Genomic DNA, 25,509 nt, shown 5'->3' with positions numbered 1-25,509 from the left:
TTTAAGGCATCGTTTCTGTGCCTCGAAGGAACCTGCATGTTTACCCTCTCTCAACTGCGAAATTGCATCGAAGAAGGCTTGTCGCCGCTGACCTGCGAATTCACCCTGTGCCGGGACGCATCCTTGACCCTCAAGGTATTCGACGCCGAAACCGGACGGGTCGACCTGGTGGTCACCGGGATCAGCACCAAACGGCTGCAGACCCCGGAGGAAGTGGCGAAAATGGTGGATGAATTGCGCTATGAGCTGCAAAGCAACAACGTCGGCAAGCTCACGCTGGATGACTTGCCTTCATCTTCGCCCCAATGAAATAGAACACCCCGCCGCCGACAATAAACATTCCGAGCATATAAAACATGTAATGCGCCGGCAGGCTGGCCAGCACCATCCCGCATAAAACCGGCCCCAAGGCGGCGCCGAGATTGGACAGGTTCTGCGCGCCGTAATACATGCCGCGCAGGGCGTCAGGCGCAATTCGGTCGATAAACATGTACTCGGCCGGGAACACGATGATTTCCCCCAAGGTAAACACCGCCATCGCGACCACCCACCAGACCACGCTGGTGGCCAACGCAAAGCCAATCAGCCCCAGCATGAACATGCCTAAACCCGCGATCAGCCATTGACTCAGGTAACGGTGCGAGATGCGCCGGCCAATCAGGTACTGCAAGGCAATCACCAGCACGGCGTTGGTGGTGAGCACGGCGCTGATTACAGTGTAGGTATATTCGGCAGTGGTGGTAGTCACCAGGTATTGCGATAGGTAGGCCGTAAATTGGCCGAATACCACCGCACTGAGCAGGCCACCGAGGGTGAAGCACACCAAGCGGCGATCCCTGAGCAGCACCCGGCCTACGGCGAGGAACGGCACCGGTTTTTGCGTGGCGTCGACGGAGGTCAATGTGCGGTCGCCCAAACGCCAGTACAGCAGGAAAAATCCCACGCCCAACAGCGCCGACAGTATAAACGGCAGGCTGATATCCAGCGTCGCCACCATCGCGCCAAAAAACGGCCCCACCGCGTAGCCGATATTGGTCAATGTATATTTGATCGAGAACACTTCGCTGCGCCCATCCTCGGGCAGCAAGCTGGCGAAGCCGGCCTTGATCGCGATATCGATGACCGCATAGGCCAGGTTGATCAGGATCAGGCAGCTGTAGAACGCCCAGATATTCTGCGCCACAACCGTACCGATAAAACCCAGCACAAACACCAGGCTCAAACCGAGCAGCAAACGGTAACTGTTGACGCGATCGACAAGGAACCCGCCATAGACGCTGAGCAACGAGCCGACAATCAGCGAACTGCCGATCACCAGGCCGACCTGGCTGATGTCGAGGGCAAAGTGGCGGGTGAGGTAGATCACCAGGTACGGAAAGGTGATCGCCTTGGCCAACGTCAGCAGCAACGTGGCGGACAGCAACAGATTCACCGTGCGGGGGTAGTTTTTGATGGTGGCAAGCATCCTGCTCTCTTTTCTTTGAAGATAACGCGACCATTGCGGTCGGTTACCTTAACGCAAGAAAGGTGAAACGAGCAGGTGGTGCGGCAGGATTATTTCTTGACCGGTGTGATCTCAAGAATGGTGCCGTTGGTGGTCTTGAGCAGCACATATTTATCGCCGACCCGCGTCCACTGGCTCTCTTCTTCGGGCTGCTTGAGGCCACGTTTTTTCCAGTCGCTGAGGGCCGACTCCTTACGCATGAGGATATCCGGGGCGCGGTCACCTTCCTTCAAATCACGGGTATTGATGTTGGAAGGCTGCACGGTTTCCTGGGGCGTATCGCCGGCCTGCACCACAAAACTGGCGGTAGACAGGCCTGCCGCAACGAGAACACAGGCAACGAGGGATCTGGACTTCATGGGTGCTCCTTCAATTTTGAGTGCGTACCCAGGTTCCGACCGCAGGGGCGTGAAAACATTCAGGTCAAAACCTCATCCGCTGCTCGCCACTACGAATCTCCACACCCATTGCCTCCATGAAATTAATCCTGTAATTTTTCATGAAATTATTCGAATTAAATTTCATGACACCTCAAGATGAACTCGCCACCCTCGCCGCCCTGATCCACGACCTGCGCAAGCACAAGAAACTCACCCTGGCGCAATTGGCGCATAAGATCCAACGTTCGGTGGGTTTCCTGTCCCAAGTGGAACGTGGCCTGTCGCGCCCGACCGTGGCCGACCTGACCGCCATCAGCCACGCCCTCGACGTGCCTACTACTTACTTCTACAGCCTACCCAAACCCAAGGCGGTGGACTGGGTCACGCGGCCCAACGAGCGGCGCACGGTTTATTACGCCAATGGCATCACCGACATCCTCGTCTCGCCGAGCATGAACGGCGCGTTTTCGATGCTCGACAGCCTGTTGGCACCCGGCGCCAACAGTGGTGAGCAGGCCATGAGCGACCGTGCCGAACAGGCCGGCTTTGTGCTGGAGGGTGAGTTGACGCTGTGGGTTGAAGGCGAGGCCGATGCGGTCACCCTCGGCCCTGGCGACAGCTTTCATCTGGCCAGTTTCGCCCACTGTCGCTATGCCAACCTGACCGACCTGCCCGCCCGCGTGCTGTGGGTTTACAACTAGGAGCTGCACCCGTGAAAAGCCCATCTGCAACCTTGCTGGCCGAAGTACGGACCTTCCGCCAGAACCATCCCGAGGTGCGCTACGTCGACCTGATCGCCCTGGACATTCCGGGGCATTTCTACGGCAAGCGCTACCCGGTGGAGATGCTTGAAAAAGTCGCCGCCGGCAGCCCGTTGAAGCTGCCGCAGAACGCCGTGTTGCTGGGGGCACAAGGCGGGTTGTTCAAGATCGGCGACTACTGCTTCAACGACGGTGACCCGGATGCCAATCGGCGCCTGGTGCCGGGTACGCTGAAGCCGGTGAGCTGGGAGTCGCAGCCGCTGGGGCAGATGCTGATCACTTCCGACGGCACCGAAGCGCCCATCGAATTCGAACCCCGCGAAGTGTTGGCCAGGGTGCTGGAACGCCTGCACCACAAAGGCATTCACCCGGTGGTGGCGTTCGAACTGGAGTTCTACCTGTTCGACAAAAAGCTCGACGACGGCCTACCGCAATTCGCCCGCGACCCGCTGAGCGACGATGTCGATGACCAGCCCAACTTGCATATCGAGCGGCTGTCGCGCTTCAGCGACGTGCTGGAGGACATGGCACAAACCGCCAAGGCCCAGGGCATCGATATCACGGTGATCACCGCCGAAATCGGCCCGGGCCAATTCGAAATCAATTTTGGCCATTGCGATGACGGCCTGCGCGCCGCCGACTGGGCCGCCCTGTTCTGCCGCAGCACGCGTGGCGTGGCGCTCAAACATGGTTACCGCGCCAGCTTCATGGCCAAGCCTTACCTGCAGTTTCCCGGCAGCGGCATGCATGTGCATGTCAGCCTGTATGACGGCGCGGGCAATAACGTGCTGGCGGCGCACCAGCAGCAACCGCTGCGCCACGCCGTGGCCGGTTGCCTGGCGTTGCTGCCCCACTGCATGCCGATCTTCTCGCCCAACCACAACGCGTTCCGCCGCCTCGGCGGTACGGTCAACGCCGCTACCCGCGCCAGTTGGGGCTTCGAAGACCGTGATGCGTGCGTGCGCATCCCCGAGTCCGACCCACGCAACCTGCGAATCGAGCATCGCCTGGCCAGCGCCGACGCCAACCCATACCTGGTGCTGGCGGCGATCCTCGCCGGTTTGGAGTATGGCCTTGAAACCAGGCAGGAGCCAATCGCGCCGCTGAACGAAGACCGCAGCAGTGGCACCGACTTCCCCGTGGACATGCTCGACGCCGTGCGCGCCATGCAACATCAGTCGGTGGTGCGCGACAAGCTGGGCGCGGAATTCGTCGATGTGTATTGCGAGAACAAACGCCAGGATCATCTGGCGTTCCAGCAGGAGATTTCTGCGCGGGAATATCGCTGGTTTCTTTAAAAAAAAGCCCCGCCCCAAGTTAAGCCCCTGCCCAAATCCAATGTGGGAGGGGGCTCGCCCCCGATTGCGGTATATCAGCAAATGCAGCTGTGACTGAACCACCGCCATCGGGAGCAAGCCCCCTCCCACAGTGTTGATTCGGTTTCGTCAGTCAACTTCACCCAGCAACAGTCTCTGCTCGCGCGCGCACAGCTCCACCACGTAATCCCACAACACCCGCAACCGCACCGACTTGTGCAACTCCCGACGCGAGCTGATCCAATAGCTGCGCTGGATGCTCTCCCCCGGCAACAACGGCACCAGGTCAGCATCGCCCGCTGCCATGAAACAGGGTAATACCGCAATGCCCAAGCCCGACCGCGCGGCCTGGTGTTGCGCAATCACGCTGGTGCTGTGGAAGACCACCTTGGGGTTGCGACAGAAGCTGCTGAGGAATTTCAGTTCCTGGCTGAACAGCAGGTCGTCGACATAATCGATCCATGAATGGGCCGCGAGGTCTTCGCGTTTTTCAATCGGCGGATGACGCTCCAGATAAGCGCGGCTGGCATACAGCGCCAGGCGGTAATCGGTGAGTTTGCGGGTGACCAACTGATCGACGCTGGGGCGTTCCAGATGAATGCTGATTTCCGCTTCGCGGTTGAGGATGCTGACAAAGCGCGGCACCGCGACCAATTCCACTTCCAAGCCGGGATACCGTTCAAACAGGCCACCCATGCGACTGGCGAGGAACATCACCCCCAGGCCCTCCGCCACCCCGAGACGAATCTTGCCCAGGGGCGCTGCAGAATGGGTAAGTTCGTCTTCCGCCAGCAGGGCCACGTTTTCCATGGCTTCGGCATGTTTGAGCAGGGCTTCGCCGGCCGGCGTCAGCTCATACCCCTGGGCGTGCTGCACGAACAGCGCGGTGCCGAGGCTTTTTTCGATGGCCTCGATGTGCCGGGCCACCGTGGCGTGCGTGGTTTTCAAACGTTGCGCGGCGGTGAGCAAACGGCCGCTGCGCTGCAATTCGAGAAAAAACCGCAGGTCATTCCAGTCGAACATATCGCCTCCGTTGCGCACGCGTGGGCAGCGCTGTTTAAAAACGCACAGCAGCTGGGCAAAAACTAACATTTTTAAGACGAAAACTAACAACTAGGATGGAGCCAATAAGAAAAACAAGCGAGCCCCCCAATGCCCATTGCACCTGCTGAATACGATTACGTGATCGTCGGCGCTGGCCCCGCCGGCTGCTTGCTGGCCAATCGGCTGTCCGCCAACCCGGCCCATCGCGTGCTGCTGCTGGAGGCCGGTGGTCGCGACAACTACCCCTGGATCCATATTCCAGTCGGTTACCTGTTCTGCATCGGTAACCCGCGCACCGACTGGTGCTTCAAGACCGAAGCCCAGGCTGGCCTGCAAGGTCGTGCCTTGAGTTACCCGCGCGGCAAGGTGCTGGGGGGCTGTTCGTCCATCAACGGCATGATCTACATGCGCGGCCAGGCCCAGGACTATGACGGCTGGGCGGCGCAAGGTAATCCAGGTTGGGCCTGGAACGACGTATTGCCACTGTTCAAGCACAGCGAAAACCATTTTGCCGGCGCCTCGCCATTCCACAGCGACGGCGGCGAGTGGCGTGTCGAGCAGCAGCGTCTGTCGTGGCCGATCCTGGATGCGTTTCGCGAGGCCGCAAAGCAAAGCGGCATCGCCAACATCAGCGATTTCAACCAGGGCGATAACGAAGGCTGCGGCTATTTCCAGGTCAATCAGAAGGCCGGGGTGCGCTGGAATGCGGCCAAGGCGTTTCTCAAACCGGTGCGCCAACGGCCGAACCTGACCGTGTTGACGGATGTTGAAGTCGATCGCGTGGTGCTGGAGAACGGCCGCGCTTCTCAGGTCGTCGGGCGCCAACACGGCCAACCACTGAGCTGGAAAGCGCGCCGGGAAATCGTGCTGTGCGCCGGCGCCGTCGGTTCGCCGGGCATCCTGCAACGCTCGGGTATCGGCCCCGCCCATGTGCTCAAGCCGTTGGGCATCGACGTGGTTCATGAACTGCCGGGCGTGGGTGGCAACCTGCAGGACCACCTGCAACTGCGCCTGATCTACAAGCTGGAAAACGCCCGCACCCTGAACCAGATCGCCGGCACCCTCTGGGGCAAGATGGGCATGGGCCTGCGCTACCTGTACGACCGAAGCGGGCCGCTGTCGATGGCGCCCAGCCAGCTTGGCGCGTTTGCCCGCTCCGGGCCGGAGCAGATCTCGGCCAACCTTGAATACCATGTGCAGCCGCTGTCCCTGGAGCGTTTTGGCGAGCCGCTGCACGCGTTCCCTGCCTTTACCGCATCGGTCTGCGACCTGCGCCCGCACAGTCGCGGGCGCATCGACATACGCTCGGCCAACCCGGCGGACGCACCGCTGATCCGGCCCAACTACCTCAGCCATCCCGAAGACCTGCGCGTAGCCGCCGACGCCATTCGCCTGACACGGCGGATCGTGGCCGCCCCGGCCCTGAGCCAGTTCAAACCGGTTGAATATTTGCCCGGTGACGCCCTGCAAACCGAAGAACAACTGCACGAAGCGGCGGCGCGTATCGGCACGACGATCTTCCATCCGGTGGGTACTTGCCGCATGGGCAATGACCAGGAAGCCGTGGTCGACGCGCAGTTGCGCGTACATGGCGTGCCGGGCCTGCGCATCGCCGATGCCTCGATCATGCCGCGCATTACCTCCGGCAACACCTGCTCACCGACACTGATGATCGCCGAGAAGGCCGCGCAACTGATCCTTTCACCGAACACAAGGAGCCTCGCCCCGCAGAGAGAAACGGTTCACGCAATCTGAATAGCGGCGCCACACCTGGCGCCGACAGTGGAACAACAATAAATAATCACTGTGAGGGCTACCCGATGTCAGAACATGCTCAACCCCTGGGCTCGGCGATACATGCGAGCACCCGCAACGACTCGAAGAAAGTCATTTTCGCCTCGTCTCTCGGGACGGTGTTCGAATGGTATGACTTCTTCCTCTACGGCGCCCTCGCGGCGGTGATCAGCAAGCAGTTCTTTGCCGGGGTCAACGACACCACGGCGTTCATCTTCGCATTGATGGCGTTCGCCGCAGGCTTCGTGGTGCGGCCCTTCGGCGCGCTGGTATTCGGCCGCCTGGGCGACATGATCGGGCGCAAGTACACCTTCCTCGTCACGATCATCCTGATGGGCGTGGCAACCTTTTGCGTGGGACTGTTGCCGACCTATGCCAGCATCGGCATCGCTGCGCCGATCATTCTGATCGTGCTGCGCATGCTGCAAGGCCTGGCTCTGGGCGGTGAATACGGTGGCGCCGCCACCTATGTCGCCGAACATGCGCCCCCCGGCAAACGCGGCTTGCACACCAGCTGGATTCAATCCACCGCCACCCTCGGCCTGTTGCTGTCGTTGCTGGTGGTGCTGGCCTGCCGCTATTTCACCGGCGACCAGTTCGAGGTGTGGGGCTGGCGTATTCCGTTCCTGTTCTCCATCGTGTTGCTGGGCATCTCCACCTGGATTCGCATGAGCCTGCACGAGTCGCCAGCGTTCCTGAAAATGAAAGAGGAAGGCAAGGCCAGCAAGGCGCCGATCCGCGAGTCGTTCGGTAAATGGGAAAACCTCAAGGTCGTATTGATCGCGCTGTTCAGCATCAACGGTGGGCAGGCGGTGACCTTTTATGCGGCGCAGTTTTATGTGCTGTTCTTCCTCACCCAGTTCCTGAAGATGGACCCGGCCTTGGCCAACATGCTGCTGATCATCAGTGTGGTGATTGGCGCGCCGTTCTTCATCCTGTTTGGCTGGCTGTCGGACAAGGTCGGGCGCAAACCGGTGCTGATGCTCGGCCTGCTGCTGGCGACCGTGCTGTATTTCCCGATCTTCAAGAGCCTGGCGCACTACACCAACCCGGCGATGGACCAGGCCAGTCACCAGGCACCGATTACCGTGCTGGCCGACCCGGCCACCTGCACCTTCCAGTTCGACCCAGTTGGCAAGGCGCGCTTTGACAGCCCGTGCGACAAGGTCAAGACCTTCCTGGTCAAGCAAGGCCTGCCGTACAGCAGCGTCGCCGCCCCAGCCGGCGCGCCGGTGCAAGTCAGCGTCGGTGACGTCCGTATCGATGGCTTCGATGAAGCGGCACTGCGCGGCGCGGTGACCCTGGCCGGCTACCCAAGCTCGGCGGACATGGCCCAGGTCAACAAGGTCATGGTGGTGGTGCTGATCGTGGCACTGATCCTGATCGCCGCCATGTGCTACGGCCCCCTGGCGGCGCTGATGGTGGAGCTGTTCCCGACACGCATTCGCTACACCTCAATGTCGCTGCCCTACCATATCGGTAACGGCTGGTTTGGCGGGTTCCTGCCAACCGTATCGTTTGCCTTGGTGGTGTACACCGGCGATATCTTCTATGGCTTGTGGTACCCGGTGGTGGTGACCGGGGTCAGCCTGGTGGTCGGCTTGTTCTGCCTCAAGGAAACCCGGCATGTGGATATCGATAACAACTGAATGAGCTTTAAGGGGCAAGCTGCAAGCGGCAAGTAAAAGCCACTCGGCTCTTTCTTGTAGCTTGTAGCTTGAAACTTTAAGCTGTACATCCATACAGATAATGGTTGCTCAAATCTCTCTGACTAAGCATCCTGCCAGGCATCAACCCGATCTGATGTGATGACCATGCAGCTGTACCTCTGTGAAAAACCCTCCCAGGCCAAGGACATCGCGGCCGTGCTCGGCGCCAGCCGCCGGGGCGATGGATGCTGGCTGGGCAACGGGGTCACAGTCACCTGGTGCATCGGCCACCTGTTGGAAACCGCCCCGCCTGACGCCTATGACGCTAAATACAAACGCTGGGTGCTCGCCGACCTGCCGATCGTCCCGCAAACGTGGAAAATGCAGGTCAAGCCCAAGACCGCCAGCCAGTTCAAGGTGGTCAAGCGCTTGCTGGGGGAAGCCCGGGAACTGGTGATCGCAACCGACGCCGACCGTGAGGGTGAAATGATCGCCCGTGAACTGGTAGAACATTGCCGTTATCGCGGGCCGATCCAGCGGTTGTGGTTGTCGGCACTGGACGAGGCCTCCATCCGCAAGGCCCTGGCCGCCCTCAAGCCCGGTGCGCAAACCTTCAGCCTGTATCACTCGGCCCTGGGCCGCTCCCGCGCCGACTGGCTGATCGGCATGAACATGAGCCGCTTGTTTACCTTGCTTGGGCGACAATCCGGCTATCAGGGCGTATTGCCGGTGGGCCGGGTGCAAACCCCCACCTTGCGCCTGGTGGTCGACCGTGACCGCAGCATCGCCGATTTCGTACCCGTGGCGTATTGGGCCATCGACGTGGACCTGCTCCACGAGCGCATGACCTTTACTGCCCAATGGCGCGCCGTCGACGATGCCTGCGATGACCAGGGCCGTTGCCTCAACCCGCAACTGGCCCGGGACGCCGCTGACGCCATGTCCCGCGCTGCCAGTGCGCGATTGGTTAAGCTGCGCACCGAGCGCATGCGTGAGGTCGCGCCCCTGCCCTTCGACCTCGGCACCCTGCAGGAAATCTGCTCCAAGAAGCTCGGCCTCGGCGCCCAGGAAACCCTGGATATCGCCCAATCCCTCTACGAAACCCACAAGGTCATCACCTACCCGCGCAGCGATTGCGGCTACCTGCCGTTGAGCCAGCACAGCGAAGCGCCGAAGATCCTCGCCGCACTCGGCCGCGCGGATGCAGCCGTGGCCGAGCTGATGGCCTACATGGACCCCAATCGTCGCTCACGCGCCTGGAACGACGCCAAGGTCAGCGCCCACCACGGCATTATTCCGACAGGGGCCGGCAAGGACGTTGGGCAACTCACCGGGAAGCACCGTGCGGTCTACACGCTGATTCGCGCGCGCTACCTGGCGCAATTCCTGCCCAACCATGAATACGACCGTACCCAGGCGGATTTCGATTGTGCCGGCCAGGCGTTGCGCGCGGTGGGCAAAGTCGTCATCGAATCGGGCTGGAAACGCGCGCTGCCCGAAGCCCTTGCTCCCGCCAAAGGCAGGGAAACGCCTGCGCCTCAAGCCTTGCCGATGCTGGTGCAAGGCCAGGACTGTGCAGTGGCCAAGGTCAATCTCAAGGACCTGTGGACCCAACCGCCCAAGCCCTTTACCGAAGGCGACCTGATCAAAGCGATGAAAAACGTCGCCAAGCTGGTCGAAGACCCGCTGCTCAAGCAGAAGCTCAAGGACACCACCGGCATCGGCACCGAAGCCACCCGCGCCGGGATCATCCAGGGCCTGCTGGACCGAGGCTACCTGGTGAAGAACGGCAAGGCGCTGTCGGCCACCGCAGCGGCTTTCAGCCTGATTGACGCGGTGCCTCGCGCCATCGCCGACCCCGGCACCACCGCCATCTGGGAGCAGGCGCTGGATATGGTGCAAAGCGGCGAAATGAGCCTGGAAGAGTTTGTCGCCAAACAAGCGGCGTGGATGAGCAAGCAGGTGGCTCGCTGTCATGGCATGCGCATGACCATCACCGGTCCCGCCAGCCCGGCAGGCAAAGGCGCCACACCGTGGAAAAACAAGCGCAAGAGCGCGCCACGCAAGATGACGGCCAGCCCCAAAAGGGCGAAAAAGCCGGTAAAAGCCGGATAAAACGCAAAAAAAACCGGCGAATGACGCTTTTCGACGGGTTTAACGCCGCTTTGGACCTTGCTGCAACGTGGCCCGTCTAGGATTCTGTAGGGGCAATCGCTGACTACTAACAACAACACCGGAGTGGCCGCCATGAAAACCGTCGCAGAATTACTCAAAGCCAAAGACCAGAAGAACCAGGACGTCCACACTATCCAGTGGGACCACACCGTATTCGAGGCGCTGGTGCGGATGTCCGAGAAAAACGTCGGGGCCTTGCCGGTGGTCAAGGACGGCGCCGTGGTCGGGATCATCAGCGAACGCGATTACGCACGTAAACTTATCCTCAAGGGTCTGTCGTCGGTGGCCACCAGGGTTCATGAAGTGATGAGTTCGCCGGTCATCACCGTAGATACCCACAAAACGGTTGAAGCGTGCATGAACATCATGACCGACAGTCACCTGCGCCACCTGCCCGTGGTGGAAGACGGCAAACTGCTGGGGCTTTTGTCCATCGGTGACCTGGTCAAAGAGGCCATCGCCGAACAGGCTGACCTGATTAAACAATTGGAGCAGTACATCCGCGGCGAATAGGAGACTTCATGCTCGACACGCTGGAACATCAAGAGGACCGCCTCGACACCTTGCATCGGGCGATGGCCGAAAAACGCTTTCTGGTGCTGACCGGTGCGGGGATCAGCACCTCATCGGGCATTCCCGACTACCGTGACAGCGAAGGAGTGCGCCGGGGCAAGGCGCCGATGATGTACCAGGAGTTCCTCGCCACCGCGCAAGCACGGCGCCGTTATTGGGCCAGGGCAATGCTGGGTTGGCCACGGGTGCGCCTGGCCCGGCCGAACAAGGCTCATCAGGCGCTGGCGACCTTGCAGCAACGGCAGGTCATCAGCGGCCTGATCACGCAAAACGTCGACACGCTGCACGATCAGGCCGGCAGCCATGATGTGATCGAGTTGCATGGCAGTTTGCACCGGGTGCTGTGCCTGGATTGCCAGCAGCGCAGCGAGCGCGATGTGGTCCAGCGGCAGATGGAAATCGACAACCCGCACTTTGCGCACGTCCATGCGGTGCAAGCGCCTGACGGTGACACCTTGCTCGACCCTACGCTTGAGGAGCACTTCCAGGTGCCACGCTGCCCCCATTGCGAAGGCCAACGACTGAAGCCGGACGTGGTGTTTTTTGGCGAGAACGTAGCTCCCGCTATCGCCGCCAGGGCCATGGCTGCGGTGCACGATGCCGAGGGGCTGCTGGTCGTGGGGTCATCGCTGATGGCTTACTCGGCGTTTCGCCTGTGCAAGGCGGCAGTGGAACAGGGTAAACCGGTGATTGCGATCAACCTGGGCAAGACCCGTGGGGATGAGCTGCTGCAGGTGAAAATCGAAGCGTCGTGCGAGCAATTACTGCCCTTGCTGGCCGAACGACTGTAGGAGCGAGCTTGCTCGCGAAAAACTTACAGTCGCAATGTGCCCCCAGGAAACACTAGTTACTCCTGAGACCAGCCGCCCCAAAAAATGACGCCCAAGTCACGATTTCCCGCATCTTCCCGCCCTCACAGCGATTTATGTAGTGCCTGAAAATAATCACTACATAATCGTTGACGTAAGCTTTTTGTCCTTGCATTATCGAGACGTCTCCCGGATCGGGAGTGTTGGTAACACGCGTTTTGAACAGGCTCGTCTGACCGCCGAGCTGTTTTTCCGGATGTGCACTGCCCACAAGGCAGATTGATGAAGCTGACTGGCCCCGAAGGGGGCTCGGTACAAGGAGCTTAAGCGCTGCTTGTCTTCGTTATGAAAGCATTGCGTAGCAGTTCATCAGCAAGACTACATGCATCAGGTTCAAGACCCTGCCCGTATTCGGCAGACCGTCACTGACGCCCGGTTTTCTGAGCCGGAGACAACTTGAAGTTTCAATGAATCAATTGATAGATCGCCAACTGGTCAAGGGGCTTACACATGAATCTGAACAACCAACCAACTATCGATGAATTGGCTGAGATGTTCGCAGCGCAGAAAGACACACTCGACGACCATATCCTGTGGATTGGCAAATCGGGCGAAGTTCAACTTGACTGCCTGGCGCCCCACACCGAAGAAGCCGAGTTCGACCGCAATCACCGCGAACTGGCGGCGCGCCTGAAGATGTACCGTCGTGGCCAGGGTTATGTCGGCAAGAAAGCCGCAGCCGATCGCAACTTTATCGAGCAGGTGTTCGACACACTTAACAATGCCTGGGCGTCTTTCAAAGACAGCTCGCAAGTTAAAGTTATCGACCGTTACTACTAAGTAGTACTTGATCTATTGTGGGAGCTGGCTTGCCAGCCCCCACTTTTGTTATGTGAACTTCAGAACGTCGGAAACCGCCCCTTCTTCGCTTCATCCTGAAAGATATCAAACAATACCTGCGCCGCCGCCGACAGTTCATGCCCTGGTTTGGTCAGTACCCCAATGAGCCGCTCGATTACCGGGCCGGTCAAGGTGATGCAATGGGCGCCCGCCTCCTCCATCTGCCGCGCGCACAACGCGGGCACAGCGCTGACGCCCAAGCCGCTGGCAACCATCTTGCCCACTGTGGCCAGTTGATGACTTTCCAGCGCAACCGGCAGTTTCATCTGCAAGGCACCCAGGTGCTCTTCGAGCATTACCCGTACGGTCGATGGGCGCTGAAGGGTAATGAAGGGGTGTTCCAACAGGCTTTTCCAGTCGATCTCGTTCAATTGCGCCAACGGCGAATCTCCCGGTACCACGGCAATGAATCGGTCCAGGTACAACGGGGTGAATGCCAATGACGAACCGTCGGACGGTTCGAACGCTACGCCCAATTCCACCTGGCGGTCGCGAACCATCTCCAGCACCTGCTCGTTGATCAGGTCATGCACCGTCACGTTCACCTGCGGGTAACGGGCGCGGAATATCTTCAGGATCGGCGGCAGCAGGTTACCGGCAAATGACGGCATTGCCGCCACCGTCACGCGACCACGTTGCAAGGTGAAGCGTTGACGCAGTTCGTCCTCCGCGTTGTCCCATTCGGCAATCAAACGGCGAGCCAGCGGGAGCAGCGATTCGCCTTCGGGCGTGAGCGCCACATTACGTGTATTGCGACTGAACAGGCGCCCACCCAGCCCTTCCTCGAGGCCTTTGATAGTCAGGCTCAGCGCCGACTGGGACAGGTGCAGGCGCTCACAGGCAGCGGCAAAACTCAGGCTCTGGGCCACGGCCAGGAAGGCACGCATCTGTTTAACGGTCATAGGTTAGCTCCGAGCTGCAAGTTGAAAGCTGCAAGTGAAAGCGGCCACTGGCAATACTTGTAGCTTGCCGCTTGGAGCTGATTATGCTGTTTTTCAAACCAATCAACCTAAAAAAACAACTTAACAAATCAATCAGTCGGCGCAACACTCGGTCCATTGGCTGGCCCACTAATAATAACGAGGTGCATATGGCAGGTTTCGATAAGCGCGTGGCGTCCTATGAAGAGGCGCTGGCAGGCCTGGAAGATGGCATGACCGTACTCTCCGGCGGTTTTGGCCTGTGTGGCATTCCGGAAAACCTCATCGCCGAGATCAAGCGCAAAGGCACCCGTGACCTGACCGTGGTTTCCAACAACTGCGGCGTCGACGGTTTCGGCCTGGGCATCCTGCTGGAAGAAAAGCAGATCAGCAAAGTGATCGCCTCCTACGTCGGTGAAAACGCCCTGTTCGAGAAGCAACTGCTCAGCGGTGAAATAGAAGTAGTGCTGACCCCCCAAGGCACCCTGGCGGAAAAAATGCGTGCAGGCGGTGCTGGCATCCCGGCCTTCTTCACCGCCACCGGCGTCGGCACCCCGGTTGCCGAAGGCAAGGAAACCCGCGAATTCAAGGGCCGTCCCTATCTGATGGAAGAGTCCATCACCGGCGACTTCGCCATCGTCAAAGGCTGGAAAGCCGACCACTTCGGCAATGTCATCTATCGGCACACCGCCCAGAACTTCAACCCACTGGCCGCCACCGCCGGCAAGATCACCGTGGTCGAAGTCGAGGAAATCGTCGAACCGGGCGAGCTGGACCCCGCGCAGATCCACACCCCTGGCATCTACGTCGACCGGATCATCTGCGGCACCTTCGAGAAGCGCATCGAACAGCGCACCGTGCGCAAGTAATCCGCCCCGGCCCGAACAATAAGGACTCATGACATGGCTCTTACCCGCGAACAAATGGCTCAACGCGTCGCCCGCGAAATGCAGGACGGATTCTACGTCAACCTCGGCATCGGCATTCCGACCCTGGTGGCCAACTACATTCCCGAAGGCATGGAAGTGATGCTGCAGTCGGAAAATGGCCTGCTCGGCATGGGCCCGTTCCCGACCGAAGAAACCATCGATGCCGACATGATCAACGCCGGCAAACAAACCGTCACCGCACGCATCGGCGCCTCGATTTTCTCCTCCGCCGAGTCCTTCGCGATGATTCGCGGCGGCCACGTGGACCTCACCGTACTCGGCGCGTTCGAAGTGGACGTACAGGGCAACATCGCCTCGTGGATGATCCCCGGCAAGCTGGTCAAGGGCATGGGCGGCGCGATGGACCTGGTGGCTGGTGCGGAAAATATCATCGTGATCATGACCCATGCGTCCAAGGACGGTGAGTCGAAATTGCTCAGCCAGTGCAGCCTGCCGCTGACCGGCGCCAACTGCATCAAGCGCGTGCTCACGGACCTGGCCTACCTGGAAATCGAAAATGGCGCTTTTGTCCTCAAGGAACGCGCACCTGGCGTCAGCGTTGAAGAGATTGTGAGCAAGACCGCCGGTAAACTGATCGTCCCGGACCATGTTCCAGAAATGCATTTCCAGTGAGGACAGATTCCATGCAAGACGTCGTGATTGTTGCTGCCACCCGCACCGCCGTGGGCAGCTTTCAAGGTTCGCTGGCCAGTATCCCGGCCCCTGAACTGGGCGCTGCGGTAATCCGTCGCCTGCTGGAGCAGACCGGCCTCGACCCGGCCCAAGTGGATGAAGTGATCCTCGGCCAGGTGCTCACCGCTGGCAGCGGCCAGAACCCGGCGCGCCAAGCCTCGATTCTCGCCGGCCTGCCCCATGCCGTTCCCGCCCTGACGTTGAACAAGGTCTGTGGCTCGGGCCTCAAGGCCCTGCACCTGGGCGCACAGGCGATCCGTTGCGGCGACGCCGACGTCATCATCGCCGGCGGCATGGAAAACATGAGCCTTGCGCCGTACGTGCTGCCCGCGGCGCGCACCGGTTTGCGCATGGGCCACGCCAAGATGATCGACAGCATGATCACCGACGGCCTGTGGGATGCGTTCAACGACTACCACATGGGCATCACCGCCGAAAACCTGGTGGACAAGTACGGCATCAGCCGCGAGGCGCAGGACGCCTTTGCCGCCGCCTCCCAGCAAAAAGCTATCGCCGCTATCGAAGCCGGACGGTTTGCCGATGAAATCACGCCGATCCTGATTCCCCAGCGTAAAGGCGACCCGCTGGCCTTTACGATGGACGAACAACCGCGCGCCGGTACCACCGCCGAGTCCCTGGCCAAGCTCAAGCCCGCCTTCAAAAAAGACGGCAGCGTCACCGCCGGCAACGCCTCCAGCCTCAACGACGGTGCCGCTGCGGTGCTGCTGATGAGCGCCGCCAAAGCCAAGGCCCTTGGCCTGCCGGTGCTGGCGCGTATCGCCAGCTATGCCAACGCAGGGGTCGACCCGGCAATCATGGGCATCGGCCCGGTTTCGGCCACCCGCCGCTGCCTGGACAAGGCCGGTTGGCAATTGAGCGACTTGGATCTGATCGAAGCCAACGAAGCCTTCGCCGCGCAATCCCTGGCGGTGGGCAAAGAGCTGGAATGGGACGCTGACAAGGTCAATGTCAACGGCGGCGCCATCGCCATCGGCCACCCTATTGGAGCTTCAGGCTGCCGCGTTCTGGTGACGCTGCTGCATGAAATGATCAAGCGCGACGCCAAGAAAGGCTTGGCGACACTGTGCATCGGCGGCGGCCAGGGCGTGGCGCTGGCCCTCCAACGCAACTGATTCAACGAGCAACACGGAAAGGGCCTGGCTCCACGAAAAGCCGGGCCTTTTCTTTATCGATCCCCTGGAAAAACTCGATCAACATGTAGGCGCTGGCTTGCCGGCGATGGCAACGCTTCAGTCCGACGCGCCGCACCTGATCAACGTTTCATACAGCGCTGATACCGCTCATCCACGCGTTTGGCGAACCAGGCCGTGGTCAAGTTGCGGGTGATCTTCGGGCTTTTGAGCACGATGCCCGGCAGGATGGCTCGCGGCAGCGGCTTGCCGGCGGCTTTGTCGCCCAGGGCGAATACGCGCTTGTAGAGCGTGGTGTCCTCAAAATCCAACTGATCGCCCTGCTCCAGTTGGCTGCGGATGCTGGGATTGCGCATATCCAATTTCGCTCCCAGTGAACGCACCGCCAGTTCGGTGGTACCGGGCAGCAGCGAACCATAGCGAATCAAATCCCCATCCAGCGTCAATTCGCTGCCTGAGACACGGCTGACTGCGGCCTGGAACGCGGCATTGCGGCTGGCGTACCAACCCGCGTTGAAATCGGCGAAGCGGTACAGCGGCTGGTCATAGCTCACCGGGTAGCCGAGTAAATGAGCGATGCCGAAGTACATGCCGCCACGGCGAGTGAATACTTCGCGGCGAATCGTGCCGTCCACCGTGTAGGGATAACCCCGTGCCTGTTTTTGCGCGAAGTCGATGCTGACCTGCATCGGACCGGCGGTGTGCACCGGGTTGAAGCCGCCAAACAGTGTGTTGCCCAAGGGCACCACGCTGATGAAGTCGTCGAAGATCGCGCTCAGGTCCTTCTCCGTACGTGCGGCGTTCAAACGCTCGGCATAGGTTTTGCCGGTGGGCGAGCGCACTTGCAAGGCGCTGCGTACGACAAACGCCGGTACATGAACTTTCCCGGCACGCCGCAGGATTTCATCCTGGGCGATCTTGCCCATGCCTGGCACCGGTGGGTCGACCTGAAAGGTGGACTCCTGCTCGGTCACCGCCAGCACGGCGCAGATATTTTCGGTGCTGGGGTAGATCTTCTGGGCGTCGAACGCGGTGTAGATGTCCTGGGCCCAACCGTCGCGGTCCGCGACCTTGGCGGGGAGCAGGCGCACGATCTGCGCCTTCACCTCGGCCTCGCTGCGCTCGGGTTGTTGCGGCCCTCGCGAGGTGGCGCAACCGGCCAGCAGCAGCAAGGTGGCGAGGCAGAGGATCAGGCGGCTTGAAGACATGAGGCTTCCTTGGTGAACGGCGGGCCGGGCAATGGGGATATCGACAGGCAAGTCTGACCGGGGTTCGCTGCTATGCCGAACGTGGTGCGGCGCTGGTTGAAAATTCCCACGTTAACGCCAGATAAGCTCTACTCCCCTGCCCTGAAAACCTCTGCAAAGTCCCTCGCCTGATTAAACAGTGCGAGGGAGTGCAGATGGTTTTTCCAGTGAGAGCCCTGATCGATGGGGCTCGCCCATGATCGAAGCAACCGGCCGAGCCATCGGCTTTCTGGTGCTGGCCGCGATGGATTCTAAGACGCGGGACGTCGAATCCGTGCTCAGCGATTTCCGCGGTTGCCTCAACCACTACGACAGCTGGGCGCAGCACTTCTTCAGCTCTTCGGCACTGGATGTGGAGCAGGTGTTCAAGGTCGGGAACGAGGTGGCGCTGGTCGCCCCGATCAACCGTTCGATCTTCCCCAGCAGCACCGTCGCTACATGCCAGGCCAACGGCACATTGACACTGGTGCATATGTTCCAGAGCTCGCGCTTCGTGCCGATCGGCAACACGCCGGTGATGTTGCAGCGCATCGATCCAGACGGTGGCCCGCTGGGCGAGCCGATCCATAAAACCATCGGCCCAAGCGGCATCCTCGAAGTCACCGAGTGCGACCGCAACCAGCGGTACCGGATCAGTTTTTACCCCGACGTTTCCTCGGCGCATTTCAAGGCGCTGTATGCCTCTTATCAGTCGGTCATCACGCCACTGGAAGACTGGCTGCGCAGCGAATGGGACACCACCTTCGAACCGCTATGGAAGAACTATTGCGAAGCGAATTTTCTCCAGCGTTACCTCTCGCTGCACCGCGCTTATGCCCAAGGCTTTGGCGAAGTTCTTTACTCGGTTTGGGACAACATCACGCAGTTACTCCAGTGGTTGTCCGACCCGCTGGCCAACGCTGAAAAGCTGCTGCATTACCTTTCCCAGGACGAGCTTGAAAAGTTACTCGCGTTAAGTGCCGAGACCCTCGCCAAGGGTTTGCTGGTGCTCAGCGATGAGCCTTTGCTGTTCGTTCACCTGGCGGCCCTGGTCAGCTGGATGCGCATGCTGCCACCGCCGTATATGAACGAAATGCTCGGGTCGATTGGCGCCGAGATCGTCATCACCCTGCTATTGGGAATGGCAACGGCCTGCATGGGGGTTGTGGTGCGCATCAGCACCAAAGTGCTGGCCGGCATCAAGTCACGCCGGGTGCGCAGGTGGGTGGAGCAGATAGCCGCGCAGTTCGGCACAGCTCGCTTGGAGGGGCACACCGAAGCGCTTAAGCCGGTGCTGCTGGGCAGTGCCCCAATACCGATCAAGGCGGTGCCGGTGGCGCCTTTGAAGGCTGGCGACACGCTGGTTTCGAATCCGGTGCCGGCGGTGCGCAGCAAGACCCAGCGTACGGCGTTGGTGCGGCAGGAGGCGGTGGATGATGTGCCTGCTGTTGCGTCGAATCCGAAGGGCGATGCGGCGGCTCCGGCGGATAAAACCGTTACGAACGGTTGCCCGGTGTCGATGGTCACCGGCGAGGAACTGCTGACGCTCACCGATGGCGCGCTGGATGGGATCTTGCCGTTCGAGTGGACGCGCTTGTATCGCACCAGTGCGGTGGAAGTGGATTGTGGGCTGGGGTTTGGCTGGAGTCATGCGCTGGCCCAGCGGCTGGTGGTGTCGGGCGATTCGGTGGTGTGGACGGACCATGAGAATCGCGCGACCACCCTGCCCTTGCCGACGGTGGCTCGGCCGGCGATTACCAACAGCCTGGCGGAAGCGGCGATTTATCTGGGGTCGTTGCCTGGTGAATTGGTGCTGGCCCGGTCATCCCGGTTTTATCACTTTCGCGACGGTGTGCTGACGGCGATCAGCGATGCGTATGACAACCGGTTGTCGGTTGTCCGGGATCGATTGGGCCGCATTGAGCGGTTGGATAACGGCGTGGGCCGTTCGCTTTTGTTGCGTTATGAGTTCGACCGCATCGTGGCGGTGGACTACCAGGTTCATCGCGCCACGGGGCATGAACCCTTCGTCTGGGTGACCGAGCAGAACGTCGTTTCCTACGCCTATGACGACAGTGGACGACTGGTTTCAGCAACCAATGCCGTAGGTGAATGTGAGCGTTATCGGTACGACGAGCAGCACGTCATTCTTGAACGGCAACTGGCCGGTGGGGCGAGTTTCTTTTGGGAGTGGGAACGTTCCGGCAAGGCGGCGCGCTGTGTCCGGCATTGGGCCAGTTTCTCGCAGATGGACACGCGGTATGCCTGGGGCGATGACGGTCGCGTCACCGTGCACAACGCCGACGGCAGCCAGGAAGTTTACGTACATGACCAGCGGGCGCGGCTGGTACAGCGCATCGACCCCGACGGCGCCCAGCACTTCAAATCCTACGACGATAAAGGCCGCCTGACCGTCGAGCAGGACCCGCTGGGCGCGGTGACGGCCTATCAATACGACGACGCCGGACGCTTGGTGGCGCTGTTTCCCGGGGATGACGAACCAACGTCTTACGAGCATGACAACGGTTTCGTACGGGTTGTGCGGCGTGGCGAGGCGGTCTGGAAATACGAGCGTAATGACCAGGGCGATGTCATTCGCGAGATCGACCCCGATGGCAACGCGACCGACTACAGCTACGACAAACAGGGGCAACTGACCGGGGTTTGGTATCCCGACAACAGCTGCCATCGCTTGGTGTGGAATGAACGCGGGCAACTCGTTGAAGAACAGCTACCGAATGGTGGGATCAAGCGCTATCGCTATGACGACCAGGGCCGTCAGGTTGCGCGTGAGGATGAACAGGGCGCGCTGACCCAGTATCAATGGGACGCCGTGGGTCGGTTAACTCGCTTGGTAGTGCCGGACGGTGCCACACGAGAATTCAGCTACAACCCCTACGGAAAAATCATCGCCGAGCGCGACGAACTCGGCCACGTCACCCGCTACGAATACGCCGACGGCCTGCACCTGATCAGCCGCCGCATCAATGCCGACGGTACCCAGGTCAACTACCGCTACGACAACGCCCGCTTACTGCTGACCGCCATCGAAAACGAAGTCGGCGAAACCTACCGGCTCGACTACCACCCCAACGGCCTGATCCAACAGGAAACCGGTTTTGACGGCCAACGCACCGCGTACATCTACGACCTCAACGGCAACCTGCTGGAGAAAACCGAATACGGCGACGATGGCAGTCAGCTCGTCACTCAATACCAGCGCGACCACGCCGGCCGCCTCGTAAGAAAAACCCTGCCCGACGGAAGCGTTGTCGATTATGCCTACGACCGCCAAGGCAACCTCCTCAGCGTCGACGACGGCCACTGGTTCCTGGCCTACGAATACGACCGCCAAAACCGCCTCACTGCCGAACACCAAGGCTGGGGCACGCTGCGCTATGGCTACGACGCCTGCGGCCAGTTAAAAAACCTGCGCCTGCCCGACAACAACCGCCTCACCTTCAACCACGACAAAGGCGGCCATCTTGCCACCGTCGAACTGAACGGTGCGTTGCTAACTTCCCACCTGTTCAAAGCCGGTCGCGAACACCAACGCCAACAAGGCCAACTGCTCAGCCACTACCACTACGACGACCAAAACCGCCTACATACCCACGCCGTCACCCAGCAGGAAAACCACCTCTACCAACGTCACTACGACTACGACAAAACCGGCAACCTCACCCGCCTGCACGACACCCGCAAAGGCGAACACCTTTACCGCTACGACCCACTCCACCGCCTGACCCGCGCCGATCACTCGCAAGACGTCCAGGAACGCTTCGGCCACAACCCTGCCGGCAACTTGCTGATGCAAGACAGGCCTGGCCCGGACATCGTCGCGGGCAACCGCCTAGTGATCCAAGGCGATCACCATTATGACTATGACGCCTTCGGCAACCTGACCCGCGAACGGCGCGGCAAAAGCCATCAGCTCGTCACCGAATACCGCTACGACTGCCAGCACCGGCTAATCGGCATCACCAAGCCCAACGGGAAAACGGCCAGTTATCGCTATGACCCGTTTGGTCGGCGCATTAGCAAAACCGTCGACGGCATCACCACGGAGTTCTTCTGGCAAGGCGACAAGCTGATCGCCGAACACCATGCCGATCGTCATCGCAGCTACATCTATGAGCCGGACAGCTTCCGCCCACTGGCATTGCTGGCAGGCTTCGGCCCAGCAGAGACCAAGCCCTACCACTACCAACTCGACCACCTCGGCACACCGCAGGAACTCACCACGCCTGAAGGCGAAATCGTCTGGTCCGCCCATTACCGCGCCTACGGTGAAATCAGCCGCCTCGACGTAGGCAAAGTCGACAACCCGCTGCGCTTTCAAGGCCAATACTTCGATCAGGAAAGCGGCCTCCACTACAACCGCCATCGCTACTACAATCCGGATATTGGTCGTTACCTGACGCCTGATCCGGTGAAGCTGGCGGGTGGGATCAACGCGTACCGGTACGCGCCCAATCCTACTGGATGGGTGGATCCGTTAGGACTAAGCTGCAAAGTTGGAGCTTGTCCGGGCTCACAAGTCGATTCCGCTCAAACAAACAAACTATCCGATAGCCTATTAGCTGAGCATGAAAAATCCGGCGGACATTTAATCAGGAAGCATATCGGGCAGACCGATGCTCAATTAGTTGAAAGGCTTGAACGGGAACCTAATATACCAGCAGCATCTACGTTCAAAACCCTTGCAGAAGCAGAAGCTCTCGTATCTAAAAGCTTAACCACACGCCATCAAGAAATTTCAAAGTTCCTAAAAGGAAAAAAAGACAAACATATAATTAGAGAACACTCGAATGACCCCGTAGGATTGAGCGTTATAAGAGGCACCACAAAGTCCGTACCCGTACATAAATTTATTTTGGTCCTAATAAGAAAACCCAAAACAACGAATGATTACCTATTACTTACAGGGTATCCAATAGAAAAATGAACACAACACTAACTGAACTACAGCAATTTTTTGGCGCCTACTTCAATCAAGACTGGGTAGACGATCACGCCTGCGCCGACGATGTCATCGACACTTTTCTAATGGACTCATCCACAGACATAATTTGCACTGTAAGAAAGGAAATCATAGAGCTAATTGACGCCTACACAAACGAATCAGAACTCCTAGAAAACTTACTGCACGAACAATACTGCTACTATTACTACCCTAATGAATGGGCATCAGGGCCGTTATGGCTTCACCATATAATAGAAAAATTCGACAGTTACTTACTTAGGAAATAAAACTAATCAGTGTGGCTAGTTATGTGGCGCAGCCCCACGCGAGCAAGCTGGCTATAGTTAACCAACGCCCTTAAATTCCTGCAAACATTTAGTTCCGGGGGAGCTTTAGTCGCGCGTGAGTCTATAGAAGGGATCTAACAACAAGATAGCCATCACTCAAAAAATTCGAAGGGTCGATAGGCACCAGCTTTAAAAAAACACTACAACACCCGCCCCCAAAGATGTGATAGACGTTTCAATACAGTAGGACTCGATAGACTAGGAAAGCCGAGATGATGAGCACTCAAACTCTAGAAAATTTAATCACCGAATACTTAGCGCAAGTAAAAAAGGTCACCGATTTATTTGAGCACGTATTTGGAACCAAAAATCTCCTTAGACTATGGCGATCCAAAAAAATCCCGCAACGCGGGACGGTCGTTGATGAAGTCACCTACGAACTGCACGGAGTTGGCTGCAGAGTCTATTTATCTGAAATATGTGTCGACTTTGATTATGGTCCGGACGAGAGGGTCGACGGCTTCGACCCTTGGAGGCTGTACCTGTACGCATGCGAAACACCGCACAAGTACAAAAGATATACAAACATAGAAACCATGAAACGTGAGTTCAACGCTTACCTGAAAAAGGGGAAAGCCAAGAAAATTGACGGTTCCACATCTAATCTATATTTCATACAACCTTGACAAACCAAGCCATTCGCTGCGGGAGGAAATAAACCTCTCAACGTTTAACCCACCTGCAAACTTTAGTTCTGTACCTGTTTTTTTGACATTTACTTCTATTATGAAATCATCGACAAAAGAGAACTCAGCACAAATAGATCTGTCCATTTTCCCTCCAAGAGGTTTGCAAAAAATGAGCTATCTTGACGACGAAATAGCCAAAGACTTCAACCTGCTGAATATCAAACTCGTCATCCTGCCAGAACTCAAGCACGATTTAATTGTAGAAAATATAAATGGGACCGCCCTTTCCAAGAAAATAAAATAACTTGGAGCCTATTCAAATAAACACTCATATTGGTCCATCCTCATCACAGGCCGCACTAAACTCACTAGAAGAAAAAATAAAAGCAACTACTAAGCAAAATGTAATTTTCATTGGCGACGCAACCGACAGCGCATATTCAATTTTTATTTGTCGAGATTTTTGCCTGCGCACGACAGCCAACTCATATTTGTCTCACGCAGACACCTAAAAAATAGATTTGTCACACTTTTCTTCTTATAGGAGCCACTCCGTTGAACGATAACGGCACGCATAAAGGCTACTCATTAATCAACCCAAATAGAAGCTGACAAATGAAGAAACTAGAGATATTCGTAATCAAAAACTCAACTCGAGAAACAGCCACAATAGAATGCGACGGAAGAACAGCAACACTTTCAATAACCTTTGCCAGCGGACTGAAAAAAACGTATAGCGAAGCAGATATCTATCTATGCTTTGGCTCATTGAGAAAAGAATTTAGTGATATTAAATTTCTATGTAAAGGTTCAAAAATAAATGTCTACCCTTCAGCCATGGCATCACAAATGTCTAGTGGAATCGTTGCTTATGAAACCCAAATAGGTGATTCCGATGCAAAACTCGTTCGTATATTCGACTATGAAGAAAACGAACTTACAAATGACATCAACGAACAGATTTCTTACCGCAAAAAATGGGCCGAATCACTGCAAATTTAGCTCGACGACCATGTGACAAGCAAGCCCGAGCCACAGAGCATAATAGAAAAATTCGCCAGTTACTTACTCAGGGAATAAAACTAATCAGTATGGCCCGCTCAGTCAATTAGATCCGTGTAGCCAGTTAAGTTGCTGCCGCCCAGCCCCACTCGAGCAAGTTCGCCCACCGCAGAATTACGGCGTTCTTAAATTTCTGCCAACACCTGATCTAGCTCCAAGGGGAGGTTAGCCGCATTGAATATTTCATACCAAACCCTAACAGAAAATAAAATGGAAACAAAAAATATAAAAGTAATAATCAACAATGAACACAAACAAGTCACCGTCAAATATGACCCAACAAAACTCACCATGACATTTTCAGAAGCCGAAAACTTTAAGAAAATTTATAGAGGAAGAGACCTGTACGTCTGCTTCGCAAATATTAGAGCGGATTTTCCGCACATCACCTTTCTATGTAAAGGGGCCAAAATAAATGTAAAACCATCAAGAATGGCCTCTCAGATGAGCGCTGGGCTTGTGGCATACGAAATGACTTTAGGCCAACAAGCAACCAACGACAACATTGTCCATTTATTCGACTATGAAGAGGAAAACCTAACAAACAACCCACAGGATCAAATTGATTTCTTCAAGAAATGGTTAGAGTCATTAGGTGCGGAAGATTACGAAAAATTTAATTGAGCGCTGTTCAAAATCAGTATACAAGGTCGCCCTCCTACCCCTGTGGCAAGCAAATCC

At 58.0% G+C, this 25,509-nt stretch carries 23 protein-coding genes; 18 read left to right on the top strand and 5 right to left on the bottom strand.

Annotation, left to right across the window (positions count from 1 at the left end; all coding sequences use genetic code 11):
• Window positions 1-36 precede the first annotated feature (36 nt).
• On the top strand, window positions 37-309 hold the full coding sequence (locus tag C4J90_RS09430; protein WP_124414342.1) for a DUF1652 domain-containing protein: 273 nt from the start codon (window positions 37-39) through the stop codon (window positions 307-309).
• Here the strand turns inward: C4J90_RS09430 and C4J90_RS09425 are convergent.
• Window positions 272-1,465: an MFS transporter gene (locus C4J90_RS09425; protein WP_124419686.1), complete on the bottom strand. Its 1,194-nt coding sequence runs from the start codon at window positions 1,463-1,465 to the stop codon at window positions 272-274. The two genes, C4J90_RS09430 and C4J90_RS09425, sit on opposite strands and share 38 nt — an antisense overlap.
• An 89-nt stretch (window positions 1,466-1,554) precedes the next feature.
• On the bottom strand, window positions 1,555-1,863 hold the full coding sequence (locus tag C4J90_RS09420) for an RcnB family protein (protein ID WP_124419685.1): 309 nt from the start codon (window positions 1,861-1,863) through the stop codon (window positions 1,555-1,557).
• 164 nt (window positions 1,864-2,027) lie between these two features.
• On the opposite strand from C4J90_RS09420, the gene C4J90_RS09415 reads away from it, so the two are divergent.
• Both C4J90_RS09415 and C4J90_RS09410 read left to right on the top strand, forming a co-directional pair.
• Window positions 2,028-2,585, top strand: coding sequence for a helix-turn-helix domain-containing protein (locus C4J90_RS09415; RefSeq protein WP_124419684.1), 558 nt, complete (start codon window positions 2,028-2,030; stop codon window positions 2,583-2,585).
• 11 nt (window positions 2,586-2,596) lie between these two features.
• Window positions 2,597-3,943 carry a glutamine synthetase family protein gene (locus C4J90_RS09410; protein ID WP_124419683.1) on the top strand — a complete coding sequence of 449 codons (1,347 nt, stop codon included), beginning with the start codon at window positions 2,597-2,599 and terminating at the stop codon, window positions 3,941-3,943.
• A 147-nt stretch (window positions 3,944-4,090) separates the two neighbouring features.
• Here the strand turns inward: C4J90_RS09410 and C4J90_RS09405 are convergent, their stop codons facing one another.
• Window positions 4,091-4,984 (bottom strand): LysR family transcriptional regulator, encoded by an 894-nt coding sequence (locus C4J90_RS09405; RefSeq protein WP_124419682.1) that lies wholly within the window; start codon window positions 4,982-4,984, stop codon window positions 4,091-4,093.
• Window positions 4,985-5,113: 129 nt separating this feature from the next.
• Between C4J90_RS09405 and C4J90_RS09400 the strand changes: the two genes are divergently transcribed.
• From C4J90_RS09400 to C4J90_RS09375, 6 genes are all read left to right on the top strand, one after another.
• Entirely contained in the window at window positions 5,114-6,760 is a 1,647-nt protein-coding gene (locus tag C4J90_RS09400) for a GMC family oxidoreductase (RefSeq protein WP_124419681.1), read from the top strand.
• A 65-nt stretch (window positions 6,761-6,825) separates the two neighbouring features.
• Window positions 6,826-8,448 carry an MFS transporter gene (locus tag C4J90_RS09395; protein WP_124366556.1) on the top strand — a complete coding sequence of 541 codons (1,623 nt, stop codon included), beginning with the start codon at window positions 6,826-6,828 and terminating at the stop codon, window positions 8,446-8,448.
• A 165-nt stretch (window positions 8,449-8,613) separates the two neighbouring features.
• Complete coding sequence (locus tag C4J90_RS09390; protein WP_124416012.1) at window positions 8,614-10,563, top strand: DNA topoisomerase III; 1,950 nt, start codon at window positions 8,614-8,616, stop codon at window positions 10,561-10,563.
• A 132-nt stretch (window positions 10,564-10,695) separates the two neighbouring features.
• The gene (locus C4J90_RS09385) at window positions 10,696-11,136 is read left to right on the top strand and encodes a CBS domain-containing protein (RefSeq protein WP_124419680.1); all 441 of its coding nucleotides are present in this window, start codon (window positions 10,696-10,698) and stop codon (window positions 11,134-11,136) included.
• Window positions 11,137-11,144: 8 nt separating this feature from the next.
• Window positions 11,145-11,987, top strand: a complete 843-nt coding sequence (locus tag C4J90_RS09380) for an NAD-dependent protein deacetylase (RefSeq protein WP_124419679.1) — start codon at window positions 11,145-11,147, stop codon at window positions 11,985-11,987.
• Between the two features lie 528 nt (window positions 11,988-12,515).
• On the top strand, window positions 12,516-12,845 hold the full coding sequence (locus C4J90_RS09375; protein ID WP_057725643.1) for a hypothetical protein: 330 nt from the start codon (window positions 12,516-12,518) through the stop codon (window positions 12,843-12,845).
• Between the two features lie 59 nt (window positions 12,846-12,904).
• On the opposite strand, the gene C4J90_RS09370 is transcribed toward C4J90_RS09375, so the two are convergent.
• Window positions 12,905-13,807 carry a LysR family transcriptional regulator gene (locus C4J90_RS09370; protein ID WP_124419678.1) on the bottom strand — a complete coding sequence of 301 codons (903 nt, stop codon included), beginning with the start codon at window positions 13,805-13,807 and terminating at the stop codon, window positions 12,905-12,907.
• 188 nt (window positions 13,808-13,995) lie between these two features.
• Between C4J90_RS09370 and C4J90_RS09365 the strand changes: the two genes are divergently transcribed.
• From C4J90_RS09365 to C4J90_RS09355, 3 genes are read left to right on the top strand one after another with little or no spacing between them, the layout of a single operon-like run.
• Window positions 13,996-14,694, top strand: a complete 699-nt coding sequence (locus tag C4J90_RS09365; RefSeq protein WP_124362130.1) for a CoA transferase subunit A — start codon at window positions 13,996-13,998, stop codon at window positions 14,692-14,694.
• A gap of 33 nt (window positions 14,695-14,727) precedes the next feature.
• Window positions 14,728-15,387 carry a CoA transferase subunit B gene (locus tag C4J90_RS09360; protein WP_003211625.1) on the top strand — a complete coding sequence of 220 codons (660 nt, stop codon included), beginning with the start codon at window positions 14,728-14,730 and terminating at the stop codon, window positions 15,385-15,387.
• An 11-nt stretch (window positions 15,388-15,398) separates the two neighbouring features.
• A complete protein-coding gene (locus C4J90_RS09355; RefSeq protein WP_124419677.1) occupies window positions 15,399-16,580 on the top strand; it encodes an acetyl-CoA C-acetyltransferase in 1,182 nt (393 codons plus the stop codon).
• Window positions 16,581-16,720: 140 nt separating this feature from the next.
• Here the strand turns inward: C4J90_RS09355 and C4J90_RS09350 are convergent, their stop codons facing one another.
• Window positions 16,721-17,806 carry a DUF1615 domain-containing protein gene (locus C4J90_RS09350; protein ID WP_124419676.1) on the bottom strand — a complete coding sequence of 362 codons (1,086 nt, stop codon included), beginning with the start codon at window positions 17,804-17,806 and terminating at the stop codon, window positions 16,721-16,723.
• 235 nt (window positions 17,807-18,041) lie between these two features.
• On the opposite strand from C4J90_RS09350, the gene C4J90_RS09345 reads away from it, so the two are divergent.
• The 6 genes from C4J90_RS09345 to C4J90_RS09325 all read left to right on the top strand — a co-directional run bounded on the left by C4J90_RS09345 (window position 18,042) and on the right by C4J90_RS09325 (window position 25,452).
• Complete coding sequence (locus C4J90_RS09345; RefSeq protein WP_124419675.1) at window positions 18,042-22,772, top strand: RHS repeat-associated core domain-containing protein; 4,731 nt, start codon at window positions 18,042-18,044, stop codon at window positions 22,770-22,772.
• Entirely contained in the window at window positions 22,769-23,077 is a 309-nt protein-coding gene (locus tag C4J90_RS09340; RefSeq protein ID WP_124419674.1) for a contact-dependent growth inhibition system immunity protein, read from the top strand. Before C4J90_RS09345 ends, C4J90_RS09340 begins: the two co-directional genes overlap by 4 nt.
• A gap of 275 nt (window positions 23,078-23,352) precedes the next feature.
• Window positions 23,353-23,763 carry a hypothetical protein gene (locus C4J90_RS09335; RefSeq protein WP_124421199.1) on the top strand — a complete coding sequence of 137 codons (411 nt, stop codon included), beginning with the start codon at window positions 23,353-23,355 and terminating at the stop codon, window positions 23,761-23,763.
• Between the two features lie 172 nt (window positions 23,764-23,935).
• Complete coding sequence (locus tag C4J90_RS27050; RefSeq protein WP_256658944.1) at window positions 23,936-24,070, top strand: hypothetical protein; 135 nt, start codon at window positions 23,936-23,938, stop codon at window positions 24,068-24,070.
• 311 nt (window positions 24,071-24,381) lie between these two features.
• Window positions 24,382-24,768, top strand: coding sequence for a hypothetical protein (locus tag C4J90_RS09330; protein WP_124419673.1), 387 nt, complete (start codon window positions 24,382-24,384; stop codon window positions 24,766-24,768).
• Between the two features lie 234 nt (window positions 24,769-25,002).
• Window positions 25,003-25,452, top strand: coding sequence for a hypothetical protein (locus C4J90_RS09325; RefSeq protein WP_305955586.1), 450 nt, complete (start codon window positions 25,003-25,005; stop codon window positions 25,450-25,452).
• The last annotated feature ends 57 nt before the right edge of the window (window positions 25,453-25,509 follow it).

The sequence above is a fragment of the Pseudomonas sp. R2-60-08W genome (genome assembly GCF_003852335.1).
Classification (GTDB): domain Bacteria; phylum Pseudomonadota; class Gammaproteobacteria; order Pseudomonadales; family Pseudomonadaceae; genus Aquipseudomonas.
Note: the sequence above shows the minus strand (reverse complement) of the source record. Positions and strands in the feature narration are given on the sequence as shown.